This window comes from Bradyrhizobium sp. Rc2d (genome assembly GCF_900099855.1).
Lineage (GTDB): Bacteria > Pseudomonadota > Alphaproteobacteria > Rhizobiales > Xanthobacteraceae > Bradyrhizobium.
This window is the reverse complement of record NZ_FNCU01000001.1, coordinates 150,963-174,506: the sequence shown is the minus strand read 5'-3', so window position 1 is coordinate 174,506 and position 23,544 is coordinate 150,963. Positions and strand designations below refer to the sequence as shown.

Annotated in this window: 18 protein-coding genes and 1 pseudogene; 10 read left to right on the top strand and 9 right to left on the bottom strand. The window is 59.4% G+C overall.

What is annotated here, in order from left to right; genetic code table 11:
* Positions 1 to 28: 28 nt before the first annotated feature.
* Complete coding sequence (locus tag BLV07_RS00750; protein WP_091880209.1) at positions 29 to 607, bottom strand: TetR/AcrR family transcriptional regulator; 579 nt, start codon at positions 605 to 607, stop codon at positions 29 to 31.
* A gap of 220 nt (positions 608 to 827) precedes the next feature.
* Between BLV07_RS00750 and BLV07_RS00745 the strand changes: the two genes are divergently transcribed.
* From BLV07_RS00745 to BLV07_RS00730, 4 genes are all read left to right on the top strand, one after another.
* Positions 828 to 1,934, top strand: coding sequence for an efflux RND transporter periplasmic adaptor subunit (locus BLV07_RS00745; RefSeq protein WP_091878394.1), 1,107 nt, complete (start codon positions 828 to 830; stop codon positions 1,932 to 1,934).
* Positions 1,934 to 5,044, top strand: a complete 3,111-nt coding sequence (locus tag BLV07_RS00740) for an efflux RND transporter permease subunit (protein ID WP_091878392.1) — start codon at positions 1,934 to 1,936, stop codon at positions 5,042 to 5,044. The genes BLV07_RS00745 and BLV07_RS00740 overlap by 1 nt, the downstream gene beginning before the upstream one ends.
* A 15-nt stretch (positions 5,045 to 5,059) precedes the next feature.
* Positions 5,060 to 5,698 (top strand): TetR/AcrR family transcriptional regulator, encoded by a 639-nt coding sequence (locus tag BLV07_RS00735; protein ID WP_091878390.1) that lies wholly within the window; start codon positions 5,060 to 5,062, stop codon positions 5,696 to 5,698.
* A 343-nt stretch (positions 5,699 to 6,041) separates the two neighbouring features.
* Positions 6,042 to 7,220, top strand: coding sequence for an MFS transporter (locus BLV07_RS00730; protein WP_091878388.1), 1,179 nt, complete (start codon positions 6,042 to 6,044; stop codon positions 7,218 to 7,220).
* Between the two features lie 324 nt (positions 7,221 to 7,544).
* On the opposite strand, the gene BLV07_RS00725 is transcribed toward BLV07_RS00730, so the two are convergent.
* From BLV07_RS00725 to BLV07_RS00700, 6 genes and pseudogenes are all read right to left on the bottom strand, one after another.
* On the bottom strand, positions 7,545 to 7,988 hold the full coding sequence (locus BLV07_RS00725; RefSeq protein ID WP_091878386.1) for a DUF2267 domain-containing protein: 444 nt from the start codon (positions 7,986 to 7,988) through the stop codon (positions 7,545 to 7,547).
* Positions 7,989 to 8,694: 706 nt separating this feature from the next.
* A pseudogene (locus BLV07_RS00720) lies at positions 8,695 to 9,156 on the bottom strand (NuoB/complex I 20 kDa subunit family protein); the annotation flags it as partial.
* Positions 9,157 to 9,633: 477 nt separating this feature from the next.
* Entirely contained in the window at positions 9,634 to 10,113 is a 480-nt protein-coding gene (locus BLV07_RS00715; RefSeq protein ID WP_091878383.1) for a YbhB/YbcL family Raf kinase inhibitor-like protein, read from the bottom strand.
* Positions 10,114 to 10,130: 17 nt separating this feature from the next.
* Entirely contained in the window at positions 10,131 to 10,574 is a 444-nt protein-coding gene (locus tag BLV07_RS00710) for a CBS domain-containing protein (protein WP_091878381.1), read from the bottom strand.
* 47 nt (positions 10,575 to 10,621) lie between these two features.
* On the bottom strand, positions 10,622 to 11,566 hold the full coding sequence (locus BLV07_RS00705) for an alpha/beta hydrolase (RefSeq protein ID WP_091878379.1): 945 nt from the start codon (positions 11,564 to 11,566) through the stop codon (positions 10,622 to 10,624).
* Positions 11,567 to 11,747: 181 nt separating this feature from the next.
* The gene (locus BLV07_RS00700; protein ID WP_176945275.1) at positions 11,748 to 13,268 is read right to left on the bottom strand and encodes a S1C family serine protease; all 1,521 of its coding nucleotides are present in this window, start codon (positions 13,266 to 13,268) and stop codon (positions 11,748 to 11,750) included.
* A 124-nt stretch (positions 13,269 to 13,392) separates the two neighbouring features.
* On the opposite strand from BLV07_RS00700, the gene BLV07_RS00695 reads away from it, so the two are divergent.
* A complete protein-coding gene (locus BLV07_RS00695; protein WP_091878375.1) occupies positions 13,393 to 14,730 on the top strand; it encodes an erythromycin esterase family protein in 1,338 nt (445 codons plus the stop codon).
* 346 nt (positions 14,731 to 15,076) lie between these two features.
* Positions 15,077 to 15,247: a hypothetical protein gene (locus tag BLV07_RS47285; protein WP_164934580.1), complete on the top strand. Its 171-nt coding sequence runs from the start codon at positions 15,077 to 15,079 to the stop codon at positions 15,245 to 15,247.
* Between the two features lie 3,043 nt (positions 15,248 to 18,290).
* Here the strand turns inward: BLV07_RS47285 and BLV07_RS00675 are convergent.
* The gene (locus BLV07_RS00675) at positions 18,291 to 18,512 is read right to left on the bottom strand and encodes a hypothetical protein (protein WP_091880207.1); all 222 of its coding nucleotides are present in this window, start codon (positions 18,510 to 18,512) and stop codon (positions 18,291 to 18,293) included.
* Positions 18,513 to 19,221: 709 nt separating this feature from the next.
* Between BLV07_RS00675 and BLV07_RS00670 the strand changes: the two genes are divergently transcribed.
* The 3 genes from BLV07_RS00670 (at position 19,222) to BLV07_RS00660 (ending at position 21,850) form a co-directional block, all read left to right on the top strand.
* On the top strand, positions 19,222 to 19,464 hold the full coding sequence (locus BLV07_RS00670) for a hypothetical protein (protein WP_091878366.1): 243 nt from the start codon (positions 19,222 to 19,224) through the stop codon (positions 19,462 to 19,464).
* A gap of 204 nt (positions 19,465 to 19,668) precedes the next feature.
* Complete coding sequence (locus tag BLV07_RS00665; RefSeq protein ID WP_091880204.1) at positions 19,669 to 20,784, top strand: serine/threonine protein kinase; 1,116 nt, start codon at positions 19,669 to 19,671, stop codon at positions 20,782 to 20,784.
* The gene (locus BLV07_RS00660; RefSeq protein ID WP_091878364.1) at positions 20,771 to 21,850 is read left to right on the top strand and encodes a nucleotidyltransferase family protein; all 1,080 of its coding nucleotides are present in this window, start codon (positions 20,771 to 20,773) and stop codon (positions 21,848 to 21,850) included. The genes BLV07_RS00665 and BLV07_RS00660 overlap by 14 nt, the downstream gene beginning before the upstream one ends.
* A 170-nt stretch (positions 21,851 to 22,020) precedes the next feature.
* Here BLV07_RS00660 and BLV07_RS00655 read toward each other — a convergent pair whose 3' ends face one another.
* Positions 22,021 to 22,410 (bottom strand): H-NS histone family protein, encoded by a 390-nt coding sequence (locus BLV07_RS00655; protein ID WP_244550926.1) that lies wholly within the window; start codon positions 22,408 to 22,410, stop codon positions 22,021 to 22,023.
* Positions 22,411 to 23,137: 727 nt separating this feature from the next.
* On the opposite strand from BLV07_RS00655, the gene BLV07_RS00645 reads away from it, so the two are divergent.
* Positions 23,138 to 23,509: an H-NS histone family protein gene (locus tag BLV07_RS00645; protein WP_091878358.1), complete on the top strand. Its 372-nt coding sequence runs from the start codon at positions 23,138 to 23,140 to the stop codon at positions 23,507 to 23,509.
* Positions 23,510 to 23,544: the final 35 nt, after the last annotated feature.

Below are 23,544 nucleotides of genomic sequence, written 5' to 3'. Positions count from 1 at the left end.
ATCTCTCTGTGCTTTAAGGGGTGATCTTTCAAACGGCAGCGGCGTCGCGAACCTGTTCGACCGCTGCATCCAAAAGCGCCTGAGCCAGATCAGGGTCGTTGACGACGCGCGATAGCATCACCGCGCCGACCATGGTTGAGAGAATGGCCATGGCCTTGCCGCGGGACGCCTCGCCGCCGGTCTCGGCAATGAAGCGGCCGAGCACGTCGAGATGCGCCTTGATTCCCGCTTCGAAGGCCGCCTTCACGTCGGGGCCCTGTCGGGCAGCATCTGAGCCGAGCGCCACGATCGGGCAGCCGTCCATCCTTTCTTCGCGATGGTCGCCGCTGAGGTAGAACGCAATCACCGCGCCAAGCGGATCGTCCGGATTCTGCTCGGCCGCGTCCGACCATCGATGGGACGCACTTTCCAACGCGCGCCTGGACGCTTCTATCGCCAAATCCTCTTTTGACGCGAATTGCTTGTAGAAGGCGCCCTGGGTTAGCCCGGCCGCCTCCATCAGATCCTTGAGCCCGATGCCATCAAAGCCGCGCTCCCTGAAGAGGCGGCTTGCCACATTGATCACGGTTTGGCGGTTCTCCGCAGCCTGAACGCGACTTACTCGCATCAGCATCCTCCATTTTTAGATTACATTCGAACTCTAATATGTCAGATAGAAGCCGAGCGCAATCTATCAAGGGCCCCAAGTGCGCTCTTTTGGGGGGAGACCGCCCTCCAATCTCGCTTGAGGCCTGAAATCACACTTTCGTTGCTCCTCCGTTTTAGATTGCAAACGACATCTAAATGGAATATAGAGTTCGAACGAAATCTAAATCTGGGAGACGGACATGAAGATGCGGGGTTTTGCGGTCTTGGCCGGTATTTTGATCCCGGCGGGGGTGGCCACATTCGTTGCTCTCGCCATTCCAGCTAAAGAAGCCTCTGCCGTGGGCGACCCGAGGCAGGAGCCGCCGATGGTCAGGCTGATCACGGCCGCGCGGGTGGGCGGATCCGAGCGCGGGTTCACTGGTACCATCGGCGCGAAGGTGGAAAGCAACCTCGGCTTTCGCGTCGCCGGTAAGATTGTCGAACGGCTCGTGAATGTCGGTGAGCAGGTCAAGTCCGGGCAGCCGCTGATGCGGATTGACGAAACGGACCTGCGCCTTGCGCTTACGGCGAAGCGCAACGCAGTCGCCGCAGCGCGCGCGACGGTCGTTCAGACGGATGCGGATGAGCGGCGATACGCCAACCTCGTCAACGACGGGTGGACGTCCCGGCAGCGATACGAGCAGGCGAAGGCCGCGTCGGATACAGCCAAAGCGCAGCTCGCATCGGCGGAAGCCGAAGCAGGGGTCGCCGAGAACCAAGCAACTTACTCCGTCCTGGTGGCGGATGCGGACGGAACGGTCACCCAAACGCTTGGCGAGCCCGGACAAGTGGTCTCCGCCGGCCAGACCGTGGTTCGGCTTGCACAGGCCGGTCCTCGCGAAGCCGTGGTGACGCTTCCCGAAACGATCCGGCCGGCGATCGGCTCGCTCGCCGAGGCAAGCCTGTATGGGAACGATGGGCGACGCTATGCGGCGCATCTCCGGCAGTTGTCCGATTCCGCCGACGCCCAAACCCGCACCTACGAGGCCCGCTATGTGCTCGACGGTGAAGCTGCGGCCGCACCGCTTGGGGCGACGGTCACTATTCGGCTTGCGAGCCAGGAGGCTAAGCCGGAGGTCCAGGTCCCGCTGGGAGCCGTGCTCGATAACGGCAGAATGACAGGCGTCTGGGTGTTCGACAGCGCCAGCTCGACCGTACGCTTTCAGTCCATCAAGCTCCTGCGAGTGACCAGCGAAACAGCCGTTATTTCTGGATCGAATTCCGGTGACCAAATTGTTTCCCTCGGTGCTCACCTCCTGCACGAGGGCGCGCGCGTCAGGACTGCCTCTGAAAGCAGGAGCAACTGATGAGCTTCAATCTTTCCGCGCTGGCCGTCCGCGAGCGGGCCGTAACCCTCTTCTTCATCCTCCTGCTGGCGGCCGCGGGCGCCTACGCCTTCGTCATGCTCGGGCGGGCCGAGGACCCGTCCTTCACCATCAAGACGCTGACGGTGACCACGGTATGGCCGGGCGCGACGGCACGCGAGATGCAGGATCAGGTCGCCGAACCCCTGGAGAAGCGGATTCAGGAGCTCACCTGGTACGACCGGGTGGAGACGACCACGCGGCCCGGTTATGCGTACATGACGGTGACGTTGAAGGACAGCACGCCGCCATCGAGCGTGCAGGAGGAGTTTTATCAGGCCCGCAAGAAGCTAGGCGATGAAGCCCGCAAGCTGCCCTCTGGCGTGCTCGGCCCCTTCGTCAACGACGAATATTCGGACGTGAGCTTCGCCCTTTATGCCCTCGAGGCCAAGGGCATGCCGATGCGCGAGCTCGCAAGGCAAGCCGAGACCATTCGTCAGGATCTCCTGCACGTGCCCGGCGTGAAGAAGATCAATATCCTCGGTGAGCGTCCCGAACAGATATTCATCGAGTTTTCCTATGCCAAACTGACGACCCTCGGCGTATCGGCACAAGATATTGTTGCCGCCTTGCAGCGGCAGAACACGGTCACACCGGCAGGCTCGATCGACACCAAGGGTCCGCAGGTCTTCATCCGGGTCGATGGCGCTTATGATAGCGTTCAGGCGATCGCCGACACCCCGATCGTCGCTGCGGGGCGGACGCTGAAACTCTCCGACATCGCGGAAGTCCGCCGCGGTTACGAGGATCCTCCCACCTACCTGATCCGACACCAAGGCGAGCCCGCTGTGATGCTCGCTGCGGTCATGCAAGAGGGTTGGGATGGCCTCGCGCTCGGCAAGGCGCTGGAAGCGAGGTCCGCAGCTATCTCTCGCACGCTCCCACTCGGGATGACGCTGGCCAAGGTCAGCGACCAGGCCGTCAACATCACCTCGGCCGTTGACGAATTCATGATGAAGTTCGCGATGGCGCTCGGCGTGGTGCTGCTGGTGAGCCTGCTCAGCCTTGGCTGGCGCGTTGGCATCGTTGTCGCGGCTGCCGTCCCTTTGACGCTTGCCGTCGTGTTTCTCATCATGTTGGAGACCGGTCGGTTCTTCGACCGGATCACGCTCGGCGCTCTCATCCTGGCGCTCGGCCTTCTCGTCGACGATGCCATCATCGCCATCGAGGTGATGGTGGTGAAAATGGAAGAGGGCATGGATCGCCTATCGGCGGCGGCTTATGCGTGGAGTCACACGGCGGCGCCGATGCTGTCCGGAACACTCGTAACGGTCGCCGGGTTTCTGCCGGTGGGCTTCGCCCGCTCGACGGCTGGCGAATACGCCGGCAACATCTTCTGGGTGGTGGGCTTTGCCCTCATCGTCTCCTGGATCGTCGCGGTGGTCTTCACGCCCTATCTTGGCGTCAGGATGCTGCCCGCGATTAAGCCCGTCGCAGGCGGTCACCAAGCGATCTACGACACACCGAACTATCGGCGCCTGCGAGCGCTCATCACCCTCGCGGTACGCCATAAGTTCGTGACCAGCGCCATCGTCGCGGTCGCTTTCGCGCTTGCCGGGGCCGGCATGGGCGCCGTCAAACAGCAGTTCTTCCCGACCTCCGACCGCCCGGAAGTGCTGGTGGAGGTCCGTCTGCCGGAAGGTACCAGCATCGAGACGACGACGGCCACGGTCGAGAAGCTCGAACACTGGCTTGACCACCAGTCGGAGGCCAAGATCGTCACGAGCTATGTCGGTCAGGGAGCGCCGCGCTTCTTCTTCGCGATGGCGCCGGAGCTGCCCGATCCAGCCTTTGCCAAGATCGTCGTACTGACACCGGACGCAGAGGCCCGTGAGGCTTTGAAGCACCGGCTCCGAGAAGCGGTTTCACAGGGCCTTGCAGCTGAGGCCAATGTGCGCGTCACCCAGCTCGTTTTCGGACCATATACGCCTTTCCCGGTGGAGTTTCGGGTGATGGGGCCTGATCCGGCGCAATTGTACGATATTTCTCAAAAGGCCCTCGGTGTCATGCGTGGCGTTCCCGACGTACGGCAGGCCAATCGCGACTGGGGCAATCGCACGCCCGTGCTCCGCTTCATCCCGGATCAGGATCGACTGAATCTCATCGGTCTTTCGCCAGCTGAGGTGGGCCGGCAGCTCCAGTTCCTGCTCACGGGCATCACGGTTACGCAGGTCCGCGAGGATATCCGCAATGTCCCCATCGTGGCGCGCAGCGCCGGCGGCGAGCGGCTGGATCCGGCGCGTCTGGCGGATTTCTCGTTGATGAGCCGGGACGGCCGCTCGATCCCGCTCGACCAGGTCGGCCACTCGGAAGTCCGACTTGAAGAGCCGATTCTCAAGCGCCGTGATCGCACACCAGTCGTCACGATCCGCTCGGACATCAATGAGGCGACCCAACCCCCGGAGGTCTCCAAGGAGATCAAGACGGCCCTTCAACCGCTGATCGCATCCCTTCCGGCCGGTTATCGTATCGAGTTGGGCGGATCGATCGAGGAGGCAACTAAGGCCAATGACGCGCTGGCGACGATCTTTCCCGCCATGATAGCCGCCATGTTGATCGTCGTCATGCTCCAGGTGCGATCGTTCTCGACGATGGCGATGGTCATGCTGACGGCCCCGCTGGGCTTGGTCGGCGTCGTGCCGATGTTGCTCACCTTCAATCAGCCGTTCGGATTCAACGCGATTCTGGGCCTGATAGGACTGGCCGGCATCCTGATGCGCAATACTCTGATCCTGACCGAACAAATCAAGGAGAACCGCGCTGCCGGCCTTGATGACTATCACGCCGTCATCGAGGCCACGGTGCAACGTACGAGGCCGGTGATCCTGACCGCGCTTGCTGCGGTGCTGGCCTTCATCCCTCTAACGCACTCAGTCTTCTGGGGATCGATGGCCTATACGCTGATCGGCGGCACGGCGGTCGGAACGGTCCTGATTCTGCTGTTCCTTCCTGCGCTTTATGCCGCCTGGTTTCGGATCAAGCCGACCGCAGATGACATCCACGAGGTTTCGCGGGAGAAGCCGGAATTGCGACCAGCATTGGCGGCCGAGTAGGGCTCCGTCAGATCCATGAATCGTCCGATCCGAACGGGGAATGATTCAGACGAGGCGCGCGCGCGCATTCTGGAGGTGGCCGAGGAGCGCTTTCGCAGCGTCGGTTACCACAGGACGTCAGTGGCCGACATCGCCGCCAAACTCGGCATGAGCCCGGCGAATGTCTACCGTTTCTTTCCTTCCAGGAATGCGATCAACGAGTCCATCTGCGGCCGGCTTGTGAACGAGATCGCCGAAATTGCCTTTGCGATCGCCCGCACGAACGGGCCCGCCACGGAGAAACTCGACCAACTCCTGACCGCCATTCACAGCCATACCAAGATGACGCTGGTCAAGGAAAGGTACATGCATGACCTGATTGCTACTGCCACGCGGGAGAACTGGGCGATCGCCAAAGCGCATATTGAGCGGATAGTAGCGATCGTGGAGGCGATCATACGCGAGGGCATCGAATCCGGTGAATTCCAGGTCGAAGACGCCGCGGAAGCGGCACGAGCGGTCAGGTTGGCGTTCATGCCATTCTTCCATCCGATTCTGATCGAGCATTGTGTTCAACAACGCGGAGACACGGAGGCAGACATGCGCGGCCAGATTCGTTTTATCCTGAAGGCGCTCGGCAAGTCTGACCAAGCAGCCTGCCGTATTCCGGCATGATGCACCCACGCGCCGGCCGCGAGGTGGGACGCTCTTCCCCCCGGAATAAACGTTCTGATCCAAGAGTTCATCCTGACCCGTCGGCGATCGTAGATTGAGGATGCCGTTCTGGAACAAAGTCCCGCCTGGGCGTTGTTTTGGTATGGTTCGTGAAGGCCCAGCAGAGCCGCCCCCTCCGCCCAAGGAACCCTATCCGGCAGAGAAGGCAAGGGGCGGAGAGATCATTCTTCGCACGCCGGCGAGAAGAGCGATCTTCTTGGCCGGGCTCATCGGTGCCCTGGTGCTGGCGGCATTCTTCTTCGCTTTGGCCCGCTAGGCGCCGAGATCGGGCGGAGAGTAGCGGATGGCGCAGTCCCGAAAGGCTGGTGGCGGCTCGCCCGCGTTTCTCTTCGTGATGACGACGGGTGTTGTCAACCTGTTTGGGGACATCACCTACGAAGGCGGCGCCAGCATTAACGGGCCCTTCATGGCGACGCTGGGTGCGAGTGCAGCCGTCGTCAGCGTCACGGCCGGGCTGGGTGAGTTTCTCGGTTATGCCTTGCGTCTGCCCGCCGGCTACGCAGCGGACCGCACTGGCCGCTATTGGCTGATCACCTTCGTCGGCTACGTGATCAACCTCCTCGCGGTGCCGGCAATGGCGCTCGCCGGGAGCTGGCAGTTGGCCGCCGCTCTGGTTCTCGCCGAGCGGATAGGGCGGGCGCTGCGGAAGCCGACGATCGAAGCCATGCTCTCCTACACGACGGGTGAGCTCGGCAAAGGCTGGGTCTACGCGCTGAACACCGCGCTCGACGAGATCGGCGCGACCTTAGGGCCGCTTATCGTTGCGCTGGTGCTTCTGCTGAAGGGCGATTTCAGGACGGGGTACGCCTTTCTGACGATCTCGGCGGCGGCGGCGCTCATCACGCTGGTGGTCGCCCGGGTGAACTTCCCGACACCGTCGCATCTGGAACAGGGCCGCACGGCACCGGCTAGAGACTTCTCCAAAGCCTATTGGCTGCACATGCTGGCCGGCGCGCTGTTTGCGTCCGGGTTGATGAGCTTCGAACTGATCTCCTACCATCTAGCCAAGGCGAAGATTGCCTCCGAGCAGTGGATCCCCGTGATGCTTGCGATCTCGACGGCATTCGGCGTTCTTGCGAACCTGGCCTTCGGAAAGATCTACGATCGCATCGGGCTTCCCATCGTGATCGTCGCGGTGTGCATCGCGGCCGCGTTCTCGCCCTTCGTGTTCTTGGGTGGCTTCTGGCTGGTGCTGTTCGGCATGCTGCTCTGGGGCGCCGGCTATGCGATTCAGGACACGCTGCTCAAGGCGCTCGTTGCCGAGGTGCTTCCCGAAGGAAAGCGAAACTTCGCGTTCGGGCTGTACTATGCGGGCTACGGCGTTGGGTGGCTCGTCGGCAGTATCGCGACCGGCCTGCTGTACGAAAACTCCCGAGCCGGATTGATCACGTTCTCGATCGTGATGCAGCTCGCCTCTGTACCGGTGTTTATAGTGGCGGAACGGCAGGGGCGCCCCAACTGATGCTTCTCCGAAAGGGCTCGTGTTCCGTTATCGAGGGTGTCTCCTAGGCGGTGCTGCTTCCGTAGACGATGTTCTTGATCGCATCCACGGACGCCTTCGGTGCTTCGCGAGGGACGAAGTGACCCACACCAGGAAGCAAGTGACGCTCCTGGTGCTGTCCGCGACGTCCGAGATCGGACGAATTCACGGTTCGCAAAGCGTCGCCGATCGCTATCAGCAACACTATGGGCCGATCGGCAACTACGCACTCAATTCCTTCGATGCGACGCGCATGCTGCTCTCCGCAATCGAGTGGAGCGCAGGGGAGTGGCGGAGTTTCCTCGTTCAGGCTGCTGACGACCTTTGCGTCGGCCACAATGATCGGATCTCCTCGGGCAGCGAGTGTCGCACCTTCTCTATCTGATTGGGATCGACATGGTGACTTAGCACGCGGAACACTGCACGCGCCGCTTCGACGGTATCGACCGGTTTCACCGACTTCATCTGTGCCGATACGAGCGCAATAAATTCATCCGCCGACCTCCAGGTCTGTGGCGTGTCGCTCGGACGCCACTGTTCGAAATAACTGCCGCGCACCAAGAGCGGTAGTTGCGCGCCAAGGTGAACGGCGAGGTTGAGCGGAACGCGATCGCGCACGGTCCGTAGTACCGCCCCCAAGGCGTGCCACGCCAATTGCCTGTCGCGCGGCAGTGTCGTCATGATCTCATCCAGCCAGACGTTCGTCAGGTGGATCGTTCTGTCGAATACATCGAGACCTGTGGCGCTCATGGGATCACTCCATCGCTGGTTTGCGAAGGCAATGGAGCGTCCGCGGATACGTTCCAAAAAGGCTCAGCCAGAGTCGAAGATGTGAAGCCTGCGGTTCTTCGCAAGGTTCTGACGGGCCATGCCAACCCGTCGTCAAGCCGCCCGTGGCGCAATGGACGATCCTTGCGACCCGCTGCCCGTCAAACCAATCTTGACACGTACCACCTGATCTCGATCCTGCAATTCGGGCAGGTCGGTGGCTCCAAAATGGGTCAGCGAGCTCCTGAGGCGATGCACGACGCCAGAGTGTGCCCACGCGTCAAGCGCGTTTCTCTTCATTCGGGAATGGTTCGAACGTTCAGCGGCCCAGAAATGTGTCCGGGATGGGTCGACGCAGCACCTCGGCGGCTTGCCTAGCCATTTCGTGCATGCGAGCGAGCTGTTCGGCATCCCCGCGCTTCGAATGGTCGAAGCGATAAATCCGTGTGGCATGCTTCATGATTGGCTCCGCCTATCAGGATCTTCTCCGCCAACACCACCACTCCAGGATGGTTCGCAAGGGAACAGCCATTCAGCGATTCACATTTGGTTGTGCTGTGCTTCGAACGCATCTCGCGAGCTATCCTTCCGGCGGGGCTAGATGGGGGCTGCAAGGAATATTTTCTGAATGTGCGGACGCGCCTGCTGAAGTGACATGCCGGACTCATCCGGTTCGGTCCTCGTCGAGTCACCGCTCGATCGTTCCGGTTCGCCGAATCTTCTTCTGAAGGAGCACGAGTCCGTAGAGCAGGGCTTCAGCCGTCGGAGGGCAGCCGGGCACATAGATGTCAACGGGCACGATACGGTCGCAGCCGCGCACGACCGAGTACGAATAGTGATAGTAGCCGCCCCCGTTGGCGCACGATCCCATCGAGATGACGTAGCGCGGCTCCGGCATCTGGTCATAGACCTTGCGCAGGGCTGGCGCCATTTTGTTGCAGAGCGTGCCCGAGACGATCATGACGTCAGACTGCCTTGGCGATGCGCGCGGAGCGGCACCAAATCGTTCAATGTCGTACCGCGGCATCGATACCTGCATCTGCTCGATCGCACAGCACGCAAGCCCAAATGTCATCCACATCAGAGAACCCGATCGCGCCCATGTGATGAGGTCGTCGAGCGGAGCCACGAAGTAGCCACGGTCACCGAGATGGTCCTGGACATTGTCGAAGGGAACGTTTTCGAGATAGTTCATGGCGATATCGCCTCGCAAGCCCCGCCCGATGCTGCAAGCGCTGCTCCGTCTCGGTGTTCCTAATTCTCCTCCGTCCTAATCGACTTCAAGCTCAAATGTTCTTGGCAGTTCGGCCGGAGGAACAGTCTGGCGGATGCGCTTGCGAAGAGGGAAGTCAACTCCGACGCTCTTGCGGCCTGACTGGAACAGTCGCTTCGGTCGCTGCATTTCGCCCGGGAGCCGCCGATCAAAAAAAGACCCCGCCGGTTACCGAAGTAACCTGACGGGGCTTGTGAACGAATCTTTGGTTTGGTCTATCCGTAGCTTTCGCTCTGGTCTCGCCATTCCATCGATCGCTCACCGAATTACCAACTGATGACTTCCGTGGACGTTCCGGACGGCGGCTATTTTTAATGTTTCAGGTTCCTGCATTGGCGTGAGACTGGCCAAGGCTCAGCGGCTGTAGGTGCCAACGAGCTCGGCCTGTCCGAGCAGGTGCGTCTGGGCTGCCTTCCAGATATCGCCGACCGCGAGCTTGGGTGCCGGCGAGAGCGCTTCGACATCGAGCGCCGCAAGCTTGAAATGATAGTGATGCGTCCCGTGACCTCTGGGCGGTGCAGGTCCCTGGTAGTTTGGCTCGCCGAAATCGTTGATACCCTTGCCGATGTTTTTGCCGATGTCCTCCATTTTCGCCCTACCGCCGCCAACACCTTCCGGCAGGACGGTACGCTCGCCCATGATGTTATAGAGTCCCCAATGGCGGAAAGTACCCGACGGTGCATCCGGATCTTCGACGACGAGTGCGAAGCTCTTGGTGCCCGGCGGTGGATCTGACCATTGCAGGGGCGGAGAGAAGTTCTCGCCATCCGCAGTATATCTGGCCGGTATGCGTTCGCCGTCGCGGAACGCAGGGCTCGTCAAGCTGAATGCCATTGCGGCCTCCTGCTTTGCTAGTTGCTGTGCATCTGGCGACGTTCCTGGTCGGTCGCCTCCGAGATACCTTGCAGAGCATCCCGTGCGGCGCCAACTTCGCAGCGGCCGAGATCGGCAAGTGCGACCACTCCGACCAGCCGCTTGTCGCGATTGAGGACAGGAAGCCGCCTCACCTGGTGCTTTGCCATGATTTGCGCGGCAGCTTGGGCGTCATCATCTTCGAAGCAGTAGCTGATTCCCTCCGACATCACCTCGCGCACTGCGATGTTCCCGGGCGCACGATCGGTTGCGACGCCGCGCATGACGATGTCACGGTCCGTCACCATCCCGATCAGGCGATCATGCTCGCCGACCGGCAATGAACCAATGTTGTCGGCGCGCATCCGGCGTGCGATGTCTCGAACCGTCATGTTGGGATCTGCGATTGCTACGTTTCGCTGCATGATCTGCTGGACTTGCATGGGCGTTCTCCTGAACAAGGGATTGCCGTCTTCTGCCCAACGACAGGTCAAGGCAAAGGTTTCTGCCGTTCCGGTAGACCGATCCGCGAAAACTCCGCATCGGCGTAGGTGTTTCCGCTCAGGTTCCGGCCCAGAAGGTGGCGTTGAAGAAATTCGACCTCGTCAGCGACCACCGCCTCGTGAGGCGGCCCATCGTAAATATCGAAATGATCGATGCCCGGATAAATGCGGAGCTCACCTTTCGGGGCCCCGCGCGCCGCCTCGATTGCAGGCCCCGGCTTGGCAACCTGATCGTCTGCGGCGACGCAAACCAGCCAGGGGCAATGAAGCGAGGCGCTGTGTTGGATCGGCCTATATGGTGGACCCAGCAGCCACGCCGCCGAGACGCGGTTCCGCCATCGGGATTCGTCGCCGATTGCAACGACACGACGCCAGCCGACCTCGGCTCCCGGCGCGTAAATCAGTGCCGCCTCATTGGGCTGACCAACGGCAGGCAAATAGCGCCCTTCGGCCGCCGCTGCCTTTATCGCCTCAAGGACGTGCTGAGGTCTGATGTAGGATTGGGTTTCTCTGTCGAGCATCGGGACCTGACTGATGGCCGCGGCTATCTTGCGATCCGCCGCTGCCGCGGCAAGCGCGTGACCCCCGCCGGACGAGGAGCCGAGCGTCGCCACGCGTTCGGCATCGACACCGGGCAGAGAACGGGCAAATGCGATGGCAGCGCGCCAGTCGTCCAATTGACGAGAAGGTTCGTATAGGTCCGGCTCACCCGTGCTGTCGCCAAAGCCGCGGTAGTCAAAGACGAGCGCCGCAATACCTGCGGCCGCGAACCGGTCCGCGAACGCGCCGAGACGGTCTCGGCGTGTACCGGTCAGTCCGTGAGCCATCACGATGATTGGCCTTGCACCCTCGTCAACGGCGGCCGGGTATAGCCAGGCTGCGCATGTATCGCTGCTGGAGGAAAACGTTAGTTCTTTGCGCCTCATGCTCATTAGGTATATCCCTCGGATGGGCCGCCGATTTCATGCGCGCAAGCTCGTTCCGTTTGGAATACCTGAGTGGCTATGATGCTCGACGCGGCATTCGTTGTGAACCTCGACTGCCGCAGCCGGTTCCTCGTCACATGATCTGCCAACGAGGTGAGTCTTTCGCCTCCGAAGACACGATGTTGGACTACTTCGCCTTGCCTGACTGGGACTGCTGAGGCTCATGCGGGAGCTGACCCAGCGTCACGTTCAATGAGCTTTGGTTCCCGGCGCGAACCATCGCGAGCTGAATTGTAGAGCCGGGCGCCATCGCGTGAACTTTCTTCGTCAATTCAGTGGCGCTCTTGATCGACTCTCCGTCCACGGACGTAACTACGTCGCCGCTTCGCAAACCGGCCTTCGCCGCGGGACCATTCTGTTGAACGTTGGCGATGATCGCACCATGAAGGTTGTCGGCACCGAGACTATCGGCAATCTCGGGAGTCACTGATTGGACTTCGGCACCCATCGACCCCCGCGTTACGGTGCCTTTTTCCCTCAATTGGGGGATCACTGATCGGACGGTGTCGGCAGGGATCGCGAAGGCAACCCCGGACCATCCACCGGACAGCGAAAAGATCATGCTGTTCACACCGATGACATCGCCGTTGGTGTTAAGGCTTGGTCCGCCGGAATCTCCGCTGTTGATCGGTGCATCGATCTGAATGAAACCCTCGCTCGGACCATTTTCGATTTCGCGGTCGCGAGCCGAGACAATCCCCGCCGTGACCGTACCTCCAAGCCCGAATGGATTGCCAACGGTGAGTACCCAGTCGCCGACGCGTGGCGATTGTTCCGCCATTTTCACGTAGCCAAAGTCCGTTCGTCCGTCGACCTTGATCAAGGCAAGGTCGCTGAGTGAATCCCGTCCTACCACCTTTGCTGGGTAGGTCTTCTTGTCGCTCGTGAGGATCGCAGCCGTGTCGTTGTCCCCCACGACGTGGCTGTTGGTCACGGCGTAACCGTCCGGAGAGATGAAAAATCCTGATCCCATCGCGATCGATTGGCGCGCATTCGAGCCATTTCTCGGGTCCAGGCCATTCGGTCCAGGAGATCCCTTGCCGGGATGGTCTTCGGGAGCGTCCTCGTCGGGTACATCGTCGAACGGTGGGCCTGGCATCAGTTGCTTGGATCCGGCAGATCGAGAGATGACGCCGATAACAGCGGGTTGAACTCTCTCAGCGACGTCGGCAAGGCTATTTGGCCCATTGGGCGTTGCGGCATCTCGAATTAAGTGAAGCGCGCCCTCGGGGCTGACTGCGGGATTGGAGCCTTGGTGCGTGGAGATCGGCTGGGCAACGGCCGCGCTGATTGTCGCTAGTGCCGCCACGGCTGCGCCGCAATTGGCCGATGCTCGATGGTAACGCAAGGTCAGTGCTCGAAACGCTATTTCGATTTTCATTCGTGTTCCCATTGTGTGTTGCACCTGTCTCGCCGGCCGCGCTTCGAACCTTGCCACTAGGATGCTGGCGCGGGCGAACGTCCAAATGTCGAGGGGCCACAGCCCGGCCAGCGGCTTGTCGCGATCGAGGACGGCAGAACGTCGCAAGAGGTGCTTGGTCATGATCTGCGCTGCAGCTTGAGCGTCTTCAAGCAAAAGCCAGCCCCTTCCGACATGACCACGCGAACCGTCGTATCCCCAACAAAAGGTCGGCGCAAAGGTTTCCATGGACCGTTGGGAACAGTCCATCGCGGCCCGAGTTTCCGCTGGACCGAGCGGCTCGCCGTCGTCTTTGCCTGCGGTATGCGATCCACATCGACGATGTGGCCAGCCACCCAATGGAGGGATTCCCATGGCCCTCTCGCGCGAAGCCGAGCGCGTTCACCATGAGTTCAATCGCGAACTCATCTCCCGGTTGCGCGATGCCGGCGAGCACTTGCCCCCGCCGGAGCGCGATGAATTCGGCGCCTTCTTTGCGCGCTTCGCCGACTCCAAGATCGTGTTGCTAGGCGAATCCACCCACGGGACGTCGGAATTTTATCAGGCGCGCGCGACCATCACGCGGCACTTGATCGAGCGGCACGGTTTCAACATCGTGGCGGTCGAGGCCGACTGGCCCGACGCAGCCGCGATCGACCGTCACGTCCGTCAGTTACCCGCCGCGCCCGATGCCGAGCTCCCATTCCAGCGCTTTCCGACCTGGATGTGGCGCAACGTCGAGGTGCGCGAATTCGCCAATTATCTGCATGTGCATAATCAAGCGAGTGCACCGGACAAGCGGGTCGAGTTCCGCGGGCTCGACGTTTACAGTCTCGGTCGGTCCATCGCCGCCGTGATCGATTATCTTGAGAAGGTCGATCCTGAACGCGCCCGCGCGGCGCGGCAACGCTACGGCTGTCTCACTCCCTGGCAGTCCGACCCGGCCGCCTACGGGGCCGCCGTTCTCGCCGGTCGCGACGATTGCGAGAATGCCGTTGCCGAGCAATTGCGCGAGCTCCTGGAGAGGCGGCTTGCCGATGGTGCAGGGGAAGGGGAGGCATTCTTCAATGCGACGCAGAATGCGCGCATCGTACGCGCGGCGGAGCGTTATTATCGCATCATGTACCGTGGCTCGACGGAGTCCTGGAATTTGCGTGATCGGCACATGTTCGACACGCTGCAATATGTGATGCAACGGCGTGGGTGCGGCGCCAAGGCGGTGGTGTGGGCGCATAACTCCCATGTCGGTAATGCGTCGGCCACCGCGATGGGCTGGGCGGGCGAGTTCAACATTGGAGAGCTCGTGCGCAACGCCCATGGCGAAGACGCGGCCCTGATCGGTTTCGGAACCGATCGCGGGACCGTTGCCGCTGCCAGCGACTGGGGCGGGGCGATGGAGATCAAATCAGTGCGGCCGGCGCGTGAGGATTCCTACGAGTATCTGTTTCGGCACACCGGCGTTGCGCGCTCCCTGACTGACCTCCGACCGGGCACCCGACGCGGCCTGCGGGAAGCACTGACCGGACCGCGCCTGGAACGAGCCATCGGCGTGGTCTACCGGCCGGAGACCGAGCTGTTCAGTCACTATTTTGAGGCAGCACTGCCGGACCAGTTCGATGCCATGGTCTGGTTCGAAGAGACGCACGCTGTGACGCCGCTAGAGGCCCCGGTATCGGGAGCCGCCGCGGATACTTATCCCTTCGGTCTGTGAGCGGATATCTCCATCGTGTCAATTGGACGAAGCTGCCGGACGGCCGGCAGCTCACCGACGTCGCCTCCGTCGCGGCCGACAGCAAGGACCAAATCTACGCCTTGAACCGCGGCGCCCATCCGATGGTGGTGGTCCAGCGTGAATAACTCCGACTCGGCGTCGACTTTCTGGCGCATCTGCCGCGCGACTTTTCCATGTCAGCCGTCGTCATTCCCATCCCAGCAGCCAAAGCCTGAGTTGGCACCGTAAGAGGCGGAATTCACAGATATCCACTCCGCGCCAACTCGCGGTTAGTTGCCACCTCGCACGGCGTAGGCCCAGCTTATGTGGAACATGATTCGGGAAAATGATGAATCTGGAGCAGTTCAAGGACATGTCCATTGATGAACTGTGGGACCTCCACAGCGTCGTCGAAGCTATTCTTGCGGCGAGGCTCATTGCCAAGAAGGACGAACTTGAAAAGCGTTTGGGACTGCTCCACACGAAATCCCCGATCGGCCGTCAGTCAGAGCATTGATCTGCCGAAGGCTGCAAGATCGGCTTGGATCGGCGTGGACAACGGCGCCGCGCTCGTCGGAAGTTTCGCACCGTAGCATGGTCGGCATGAAAATCGCCGAATCCGAACGGAGACGGCAAAAATTAAACAATTAAATGCGCAATAAAACTAAAATTAATATAGAATAAACATTTAATTTGGGTTACGATAAGCCAATTGTGCCGGACGAACGCACAAGGACCTCGGAAGAGACGACTCCAGCATCCCGCTTAAGCCCCAGGATGCAGGAGCCGTTTCTCCGAGTACTCGCCTGAGGAGTATTGGATTGAGCGTGCCCCAGGCGCTGGACAAGTTGCGAAGACAAGATTCTTTGGAAGCTGGTGAACACTGAGCGTCACCGGGCTTTATCGCCCAGACTTTGAACCTAACTGGAAAAGAGGCGAGGCTATCTCCTCGATTGCCGCTGGCCATGCAGAAGCAGATCGCAATTGCCCTTTGGTCGTTGGCCGCCGCATGCGTGCTGGCTTTCATATTTGCGGCGATCGTCTCAGGCCGCGAATTCCGTAGCGCCCATAGACGTGCGAGCACGGAAACAATCCAAGTTTCAAGTTCGCTCAGCGGTCGCCTACTGAGGGCGAACGCAACGACCTTCAGTTGTCGGGCCTAGTTCTCCAGCCGTACTCCTGATGCCGGATCGTTGTGGCGATATCGACGTCTTTGCCGGCCGACAGGCGCCAGGCTGCCACCCCGAAGCACAAGGTCAGGGTCAGTGCGAGGGCAAGCAGAAGCATGGAGAGGAAATGGCTCACGCGTGTGTACCCGCAAGATCTGAAACTAACAGCGAGAACGAGCACAGAGGCGCGATTCGGAAAATACAGACGATCTGACCCATCGGCCGTTTTCCCCATCCGGACACTGGCCAAAGGCGCTCACGATCGCGATCGTGATTGAGAGCCTCGCTTTATAGAAGACAAGCGACGATCGCGAGAACTACATCGGCGCCGAGGTCACCCGAATACATCGACACGAGCAACTCGGCGCCAAGAACAACTGCAATTGCTTTGAGCATGATCATTTTGAAACTCCCTCGGCAGCAGAGAGGAAGCTAGACCCGTACGGTTTCCGGACTGCTTTGAGGGAGGCGGTAAATGATTTCGTTCACCAACCCGTTATCTGCGAAGGTATCGCGAGGCTGGCGATGGGAGCACCCGCGAGCCTTCAATCCAAAACCATCTGTTCCGCGGCGGTCCCAGGGGCACGTTCAGGGACGTTTTTGACAAAGCTCTGCTGTCCGCGCAGTGTGAAATAGGTTATTTCCACAACCACAAAATGAGGCTAATATGGCAGTATTAATTGGTAAGGTCATGTTGTTATTATATATTGTGAGGGGCCAATGGATGTTTATAGCGCGCGTCTCCAGCGTGTTTCTTCGGAAGGCCAAAAGCTGAAAGATATAATGCTGGAGATCCAGCGGCTACGCAGGCTTATCAACCTGGCAGAGGCCGAAGTGAGAAGCAGGCAGCAGAACAGCCGGCCCACAAGCAGGAACAACCTCAGGCTCGTTATGGATACGAGCGTCGCAACGAGCGTCAATTCTCACTGACCTCTTTTCGAGGAGGATTCCGATGAGGCTAGCTCTGCCTTATACCGGCCTTGCAGTTTGTCTCGCAGTCGTGGCCTGGCTTACCTTCGTTCACATTTTATAGGACGATCAAAGGCAGGTGCTCCGCCAAAAGCCTCGACGGCGACCAGCCAACAGGCTTGGCTCGCTGCCGCCGCGCACAATTGCGCCGCTAGCCGTTAGCCTCGCAGATAACACGGCAACTGCGGCTCGTCGGGCCAGGGCTCTCTCATGCTCGAGCGACTCTTTGAGCATTTGCAGCGCTCAAGAACCGGCGGAGCCGGGTGTCGAAAGCAGCAAAGCGGGAAGAGGCCGGCAACGTAGAGATCAGCGGAGCGCTACGCAGAGATGGGCGCGCTCGATCCTGCGGTATTCGAATTATCTCCGATTGGCGGGAGCGAGGAGCCGGCCGTGCATTGTTCGACATGCTGACGAAGGGTGTCATTAGCCAAGTGCTCCCAGAACTCAGCCTCGGCGAGAAGCTTCCAGCTTCGGTCAGGATAATGCGCAGAAGTCTGTCGGCACAGCAACGCCATCGCGCGCAAGCGGCGTACGGTCTCCATCCACTCCTCCCATTAGTTTTCCCCCACCTTATTTTCCGTTTTGCGTAGGAGCAATTATTATTATGCCGAATAATCAATTTTAACTTTCAAGGCGATACGATTCGGAGGCAAGCAACTTACGCTTTGCTTTCGAATCGCCTTTCGAGTGCGCAACTGCCGGACTCGGTTGAAGCGACGCCTTAATAGAACGAGCTAGGCAGACATCAGAAGGGATAAGTCCAACTCAGGTGGAGCACATGATCAGTGGCGGTGTGTCGCTGGCGCTCGCGTGGCTCGGTCGAGCAAAGGCACTTGGAAGCCCTCGCTAGGATTGGAGCCGCGTGCGGTAACTCGTCCCAGACCGGGGCCGTCGCATCCGCGACGCCGAGCCCGATCTCCGTCTTTCTCCGGAGCTTCGCGCTTCCGCCCTTCGTACTTTCTCTCGAAGCCTCTCCAATTGAGCAAGCATGCTAGCGAGCGCGATGGCCGTGTGTCGCAGAACGGCCAAGCGGCTGCAAACCCCACTACTCACTACAGTACCCCCAAACACGTCTTTGCTGGATCAGCGATGGGAACCTTGAGCTTTTGATGACGTGCCAGCGTGACGCCTAGCCGAGGGATCGTCAGATCGTCAGTTCGCTTTATGACAATGCGTCGAAATATTTTGAACGTCTCTTCAAGGACCTTCTTCAATATAAGAATTTGATGAACGCATGCGACATGACGCGGGTGAGGACTGAGCGCTCGATGGATCTCGTGAAGCCCGGCCCCCAGCTGAGCCGGTGCATGCCGGCGGCAACGCCGCTCCGGCTGAATTCAGCAAGCGTGGTGCGAGATGAGACCGTCCGCCCGAATTGGCGGGATGCCACTTAGTTCGGCTCTGCGTCCGTGTCGAAATACGCTACGCGTCGGCACAACGCGCGGCACCGAACATTTCCACGGGCCGGACGACCGGCTCCTCGACCCAGGCCTCACGAGCGAACCAGTTGTGATTGGCACGACAGTCCGGGCAATGCGTATTGCCATAAAACACAACGCTCCGCAGGAAGGTCTCACGGTCGGACTTGATACCAGTTGGAATCACACGACCAGTTTGCGGGCATTTGACCATGACCATACCCATGTGAGCCTCCCTTGGAAATTTATTCATTGCTGAAGCGAAGAGGACCGGCCGGCTGGAGTGCGTCGTCATCAGTGCGGGTTACTTGGGGGGCATCGCGCACTGGGGGTCATTTGTTCGAGCAAAGGGCGGCGTGCTCGTGACGGTGCTTCTCCAACCGGCCGGATCGCTGCTTTAGCGATTCCCTGGATGCTGCCGGAATTTGGCTCGGCAGCGCGTGAGTATCGATTATGCGGCCGCGCCCGAGAACTCCTTGGGCGCCGTTGAAAACTGGCCTAGCTGAGCGGATGCGGAATTGTGTCTTGCGACGAAAATGATCATGTCGTCCGTGATGGGCCAATCGGCTAACTCGATCACTGGCTTCGCTCCCACGCTCGTCTACCAGGCAAATATTCGTTGTCGGATTTTAATGTGCAAACTAAATTCGGCGCTGTCGGTCAGGTTTGCGACTCTTGTTCAGATTTATTTTGCGCCGTTGTTCGTGCGGCGAGTAAGGCAATTGAAGGCATCAGGCTCAACAGCGCTGGGCCCTTGATCGACGGCTTCCGTCCCCTCTATCGCTTCGATGCAATGTGCTTCTTTGTCTTTGAATGGTCGCTTCCGGTTCGAAGCTGAAACAAATTTTTATTATATGGTAAAGATATAATTGCGTTGTTAATTGCCGCCAATGGCGTAAGCTGATTTCTTCAGATTTTTTCGGTCGGAGGTGACGATGTGGGAATCAATTCATAAGCACGATTCCGCCTCGGCTGCGCAGCAATTGGCTCAAATGCGCGAGGAATTAGCGAGCATCGGCGAAAAGGAGCGCGTCCTAAGAGAGCGGAGTGCTGCTCGAGAAGTTTATCGGTATTTGCTGGAAGCTCACCGGTTGATCGCGCGGACGAGCTTTCTCGAAGAACAAGTGTTGAATATTCCTCCACCTGCGGCGGGCGAGGGCAGTCAGCTGGCGGCATGACTGGGGTCACAGAGTCATTTTGAAACAAAGCGCAGCCGGGGACGTGCACCCGCGCCGGATGAGGATTTGCATCGCGTAGTGGTCTGGCTGAATTTTCCGGGCAACAACAGTTCGTTTGATCGCGGTGAATAAGGCATCTCAGGAAGTTGGCGCCGCCGCGTCGAGACCACGGCGAGACAGATATCGTTCATATTGGTTGGAGCCGTGCTGGAAAAATCATCGGTAGAGATGGCATTGAGACCGGCCGTGGGTGCAGTCTTCGCGCTGCTGGACGGTCGATCAGTGCTTTTCAGCGAGACAAGTCAAAAGCTCTATGAGCTGGACCAGGTGGGGGCATTCATTTGGTGCGAGTTGGCACAGGGCGCTTCTTTGGAAGACGTCCATCGGGAACTCGGCCGGCTAGGCATTGATGAGCACGCAGCGCGCCAGTTCACGCGGCAGGCCATGAACATCTGGATCGATCGAGCGTTGCTCGACATCGACTGGCGAATGCCGGCCAATTGTACCTTCTCAGCGGATCTGGGGCGGCGCAGGATCAGTGTCCGGGCCGCAAACTGGGACCTCCTGCAGCAGTTGATCCCGCTGTTTTGCGCTCTGGACGACAACGGCGGCGAAGAGGATATCGTGATCGAGGCAATGGTGCTGGACGATCAGGTATTCTTCCGTGGGAACGATGCCAGGGTCCACAGGTGTGAGGCTGGTGCCCTGGCACCAACAATCAAAGCTCACATCACCGAGCGACTTATCCGAAGCGATCGTTGGGTTTTCGCGCTCCACGCCGCATCTCTTGCTAAATGCGGTACGGGCTTGCTGCTGTGCGGCCAACCGGGAGCCGGAAAATCGACTCTTACACTGCGGCTGGTGAACGCTGGATTTCAGTATGCCGGTGATGATGTTGCGCTGGTCGGGGCTGACGGAACGGTCTGTGGAATCCCATTTGCCCTCACCCTCAAGGAGGGGTCGTGGGCGGTGCTGTCGCGACTATATGGCGATTGGAACGACGCGACGCATTGCCGGCCCGATGGCGCTCAGGTGCGGTATTTGCCAATTCCGGATGCGCACAACGGATGCCTTTCCGCAAGCTGGATCATCTTTCTGAACCGGGTTGCAAGCGGCCCCGTCGAGCTGACCCCGTTGGATCAGCTTGGTTCGATGAAGCGGCTCATTGACGGTGCATTTGCCGCGGACGGGAGACTGTCACAGGCCGGCTTTTTCGCTTTGAAGCGTATTGTTGCGGGCGCGCGATCGTTCCAACTTACCTATTCCGAGTCCGCGGAGGCTCGGGGGCTGCTGATGGACTTGTGCAATGGCAAGGCATAGTGCGGCACTGACGAGCCTTTGCAATTGCTTGCGAGGCATGCCGCCCGTCGATGTAGATTGGACGTCCGTAATCGGGCTCGCAAATCAGACGTTGACGACGCCGGCGCTTATCGACTTCGTCGACCAATTCGAACCGGAGTTGCCGGAAGACGTCTGCACGTATATCCGCCAGATCCATCGGCGAAATTCGCTGCGCAACGATCGGTTGGCAGGTCAATTGGAAGAAGCAGTCGTTGCGATGAACGGCCAGGGAGTTACGCCGGTGTTGCTCAAGGGGGCAGCGACACTGGCTACCACGCCCAAGGAGCGACGAGGCGTTCGGCTGATGTGCGATCTGGATATTATGGTCATGCCGGACGAAACTGAACGTGCAGTCGCCGCGCTAGGCGCGATTGGCTATGGAATACGTCACCAGGCTCCTCCCGAAGGCGAGAGATGGCACGTCGACCTGAACCGGTCGCGCGATGTCGGAACTATCGATCTGCAGGGGGCCGCTCCCGGCCCGGCGTACCTCTACCATAGCTCCGGACATGCGCTAAATCATTGTGTCCCTGCGCTGCTGGGTCGGGCAAGCGTATATATCCCAACCCCAACCTACCGAGCGCTCATGTTGATCATTCATGATCAGTTCCAAGACCACGGTTATTGGCTTGGCGACCTCGATCTGCGGCATCTTGTTGAGTTGCGCGACCTGAACAATTCCGTCGAGGGCCTGGACTGGAAGGAGCTTGCTTCTCATGTTTCAGGCGAATTGATGAAGAACGCGGTCGAAACCCAGTTGCTCGCTCTCGCTGTGCTGCTCGGGGTCGAAGTCCCGTACTCGATGCGCTCCCGACTGATTCCTCGTCTGCAGTTCATGCGACAATTGATGCAAGCACGCTTCCCGGCCACACGTGTGCCCTTCCTCGCAATGACGTTCCTGGACCTCAGAAATTACCGGAGGGAGGCGGTCACCCGCTATACGCAAACCAGCGTGCACCGGCCTGGATTGTGGTCCATGCCAAGAGCGGCCACCTTACAGTTTTTGTTGAGGACGGCCACCGCGGCTCGTGTGGGAAAGGTCTAAAGCCAGCGACGGTCAGACGAGCGCTTTCGAGGGATTGGCGGCAGATTTCATGCACGGAACGGTTTTCAATCAGCTGCGGTCCGGAACCTAACCAGGTCGGCATATGGCTTCCGGAATCCGCAGGGGCCGAAACGTTTCAGGCAGCCTAAAGTCTGTGCAGTTGCGCGGAGCTAGGAATGTTCTCGACCACCAGCATTCCGATCAGACGATTCGCCGTTCTCGCGAATTCTGAACTCTTCGAGCGTGTGACCTGATTGGAGCGCCGCAACCAGCCAGCGAGGCTGTTTACCGCGTCCCGACCAAGTCTCCGTCGGCTGGAGTGGATTGAAATATTTCGGCACGACCTTCGGGTATTTGCGGCGCGGCGGCTGGCCCGTTCCCGTTTCGGCAGCACCGCTTTCAGCTGCGGCGAACTGCTCCGGCTGGTTGAGCTGCGCAAGGCGTTTTTCGAGTTCCCGCTTCTCGGCCGTGATCTTTTCGGCAAGTATCTTTGTTAGCTCCTCGTGGAGGAGCCAAAGTTCTTCAAAATCCATGGCTTCGAGATCTTGCCGATGCAGCATTCTCGTCACCGTTTGCCTGACCCCTGATCCATCATCCTCACCTTTCGAGTATCGTTGTTCGAGCGGCGAATGAAACGATGGACCAAAGTCAGCGCTTCAATTGACGCAACAATAAATAAATAGTATATTATTTAATAATTATTGCGAGGATTATTTTATTAATTGGCTCGACGAGTGAGCAAAAAGTGGCGGTAGGCACAAGAGCAAAATGGATATTGTCGATTACCCTCTCAGACGTCTCGAGAGTTCGATCAGCCGGTTTATCGTTCCCTCGGCTGCATTGACGGACATCCGGGCTCTGAAGGAGCAAATTGAGCTTCGACGGCGCGCGCTCAGCGACATCGAGGCCATTCGCTTCCAGTTGCAGCTGACGGAAGGGCGCATCATAAGAAGTTTCCCTAGAAGGGGGAACGGCCGCCTCGCCCGCCGCGCACATTCGCTGAGAGTGCGGCGTGGCAGATTAGCCTTGCGACCCGTCTAATTCATTCCTTCATTTTTGGAAACGCCGCTTGCCTGGGGCGCGCTCCACGTATGACGACACGATGTCGCTTCCCCGCGATTAAATTCTGCGGATAGCTTATTTTTCCGCCTTGATTAGCGCCGATTACTTAGTTAAGTGGAACGCGAATTTCGGTTCGGTTCCATACATTTTTTATGGAAAGCTGACACTCGGGCTTGATTAATCAACTGGGGCGGTATCAAATGGGCGCAACTACAGGATGCTCGCATGACGACTAAGAAGCTTGAACTAGAAGCAATGTCCCTCGACGATCTTTGGTCGCTTCATGAGGAAATTAGCGGAATTTTATCAGCCCGGATTAAGGCTGAAAAGCAGGAACTAGAGAAGCGGCTGGCGGTGCTCGGGGGCGGTATGGGCACTTTTGCCAATTCCTCAACGGGACCCGAAATTTCGCCTACCGGAAAGCCCAGACGCAAATATCCGCGAGTGCTCCCGAAATACCGCAATCCTCAGACGTCAGAAACCTGGTCGGGTCGGGGAAAGCGGCCACGATGGCTGGTTGCAGCTATAAAGTCGGGCCGCAAAATCGAGGAGTTCCGTTTGGGCGAAACAAATTCGAGGGTCAGGCAGCGGGCGTGATTTGATCCGATCGCACCATCCGGTCTCGGGCGGCT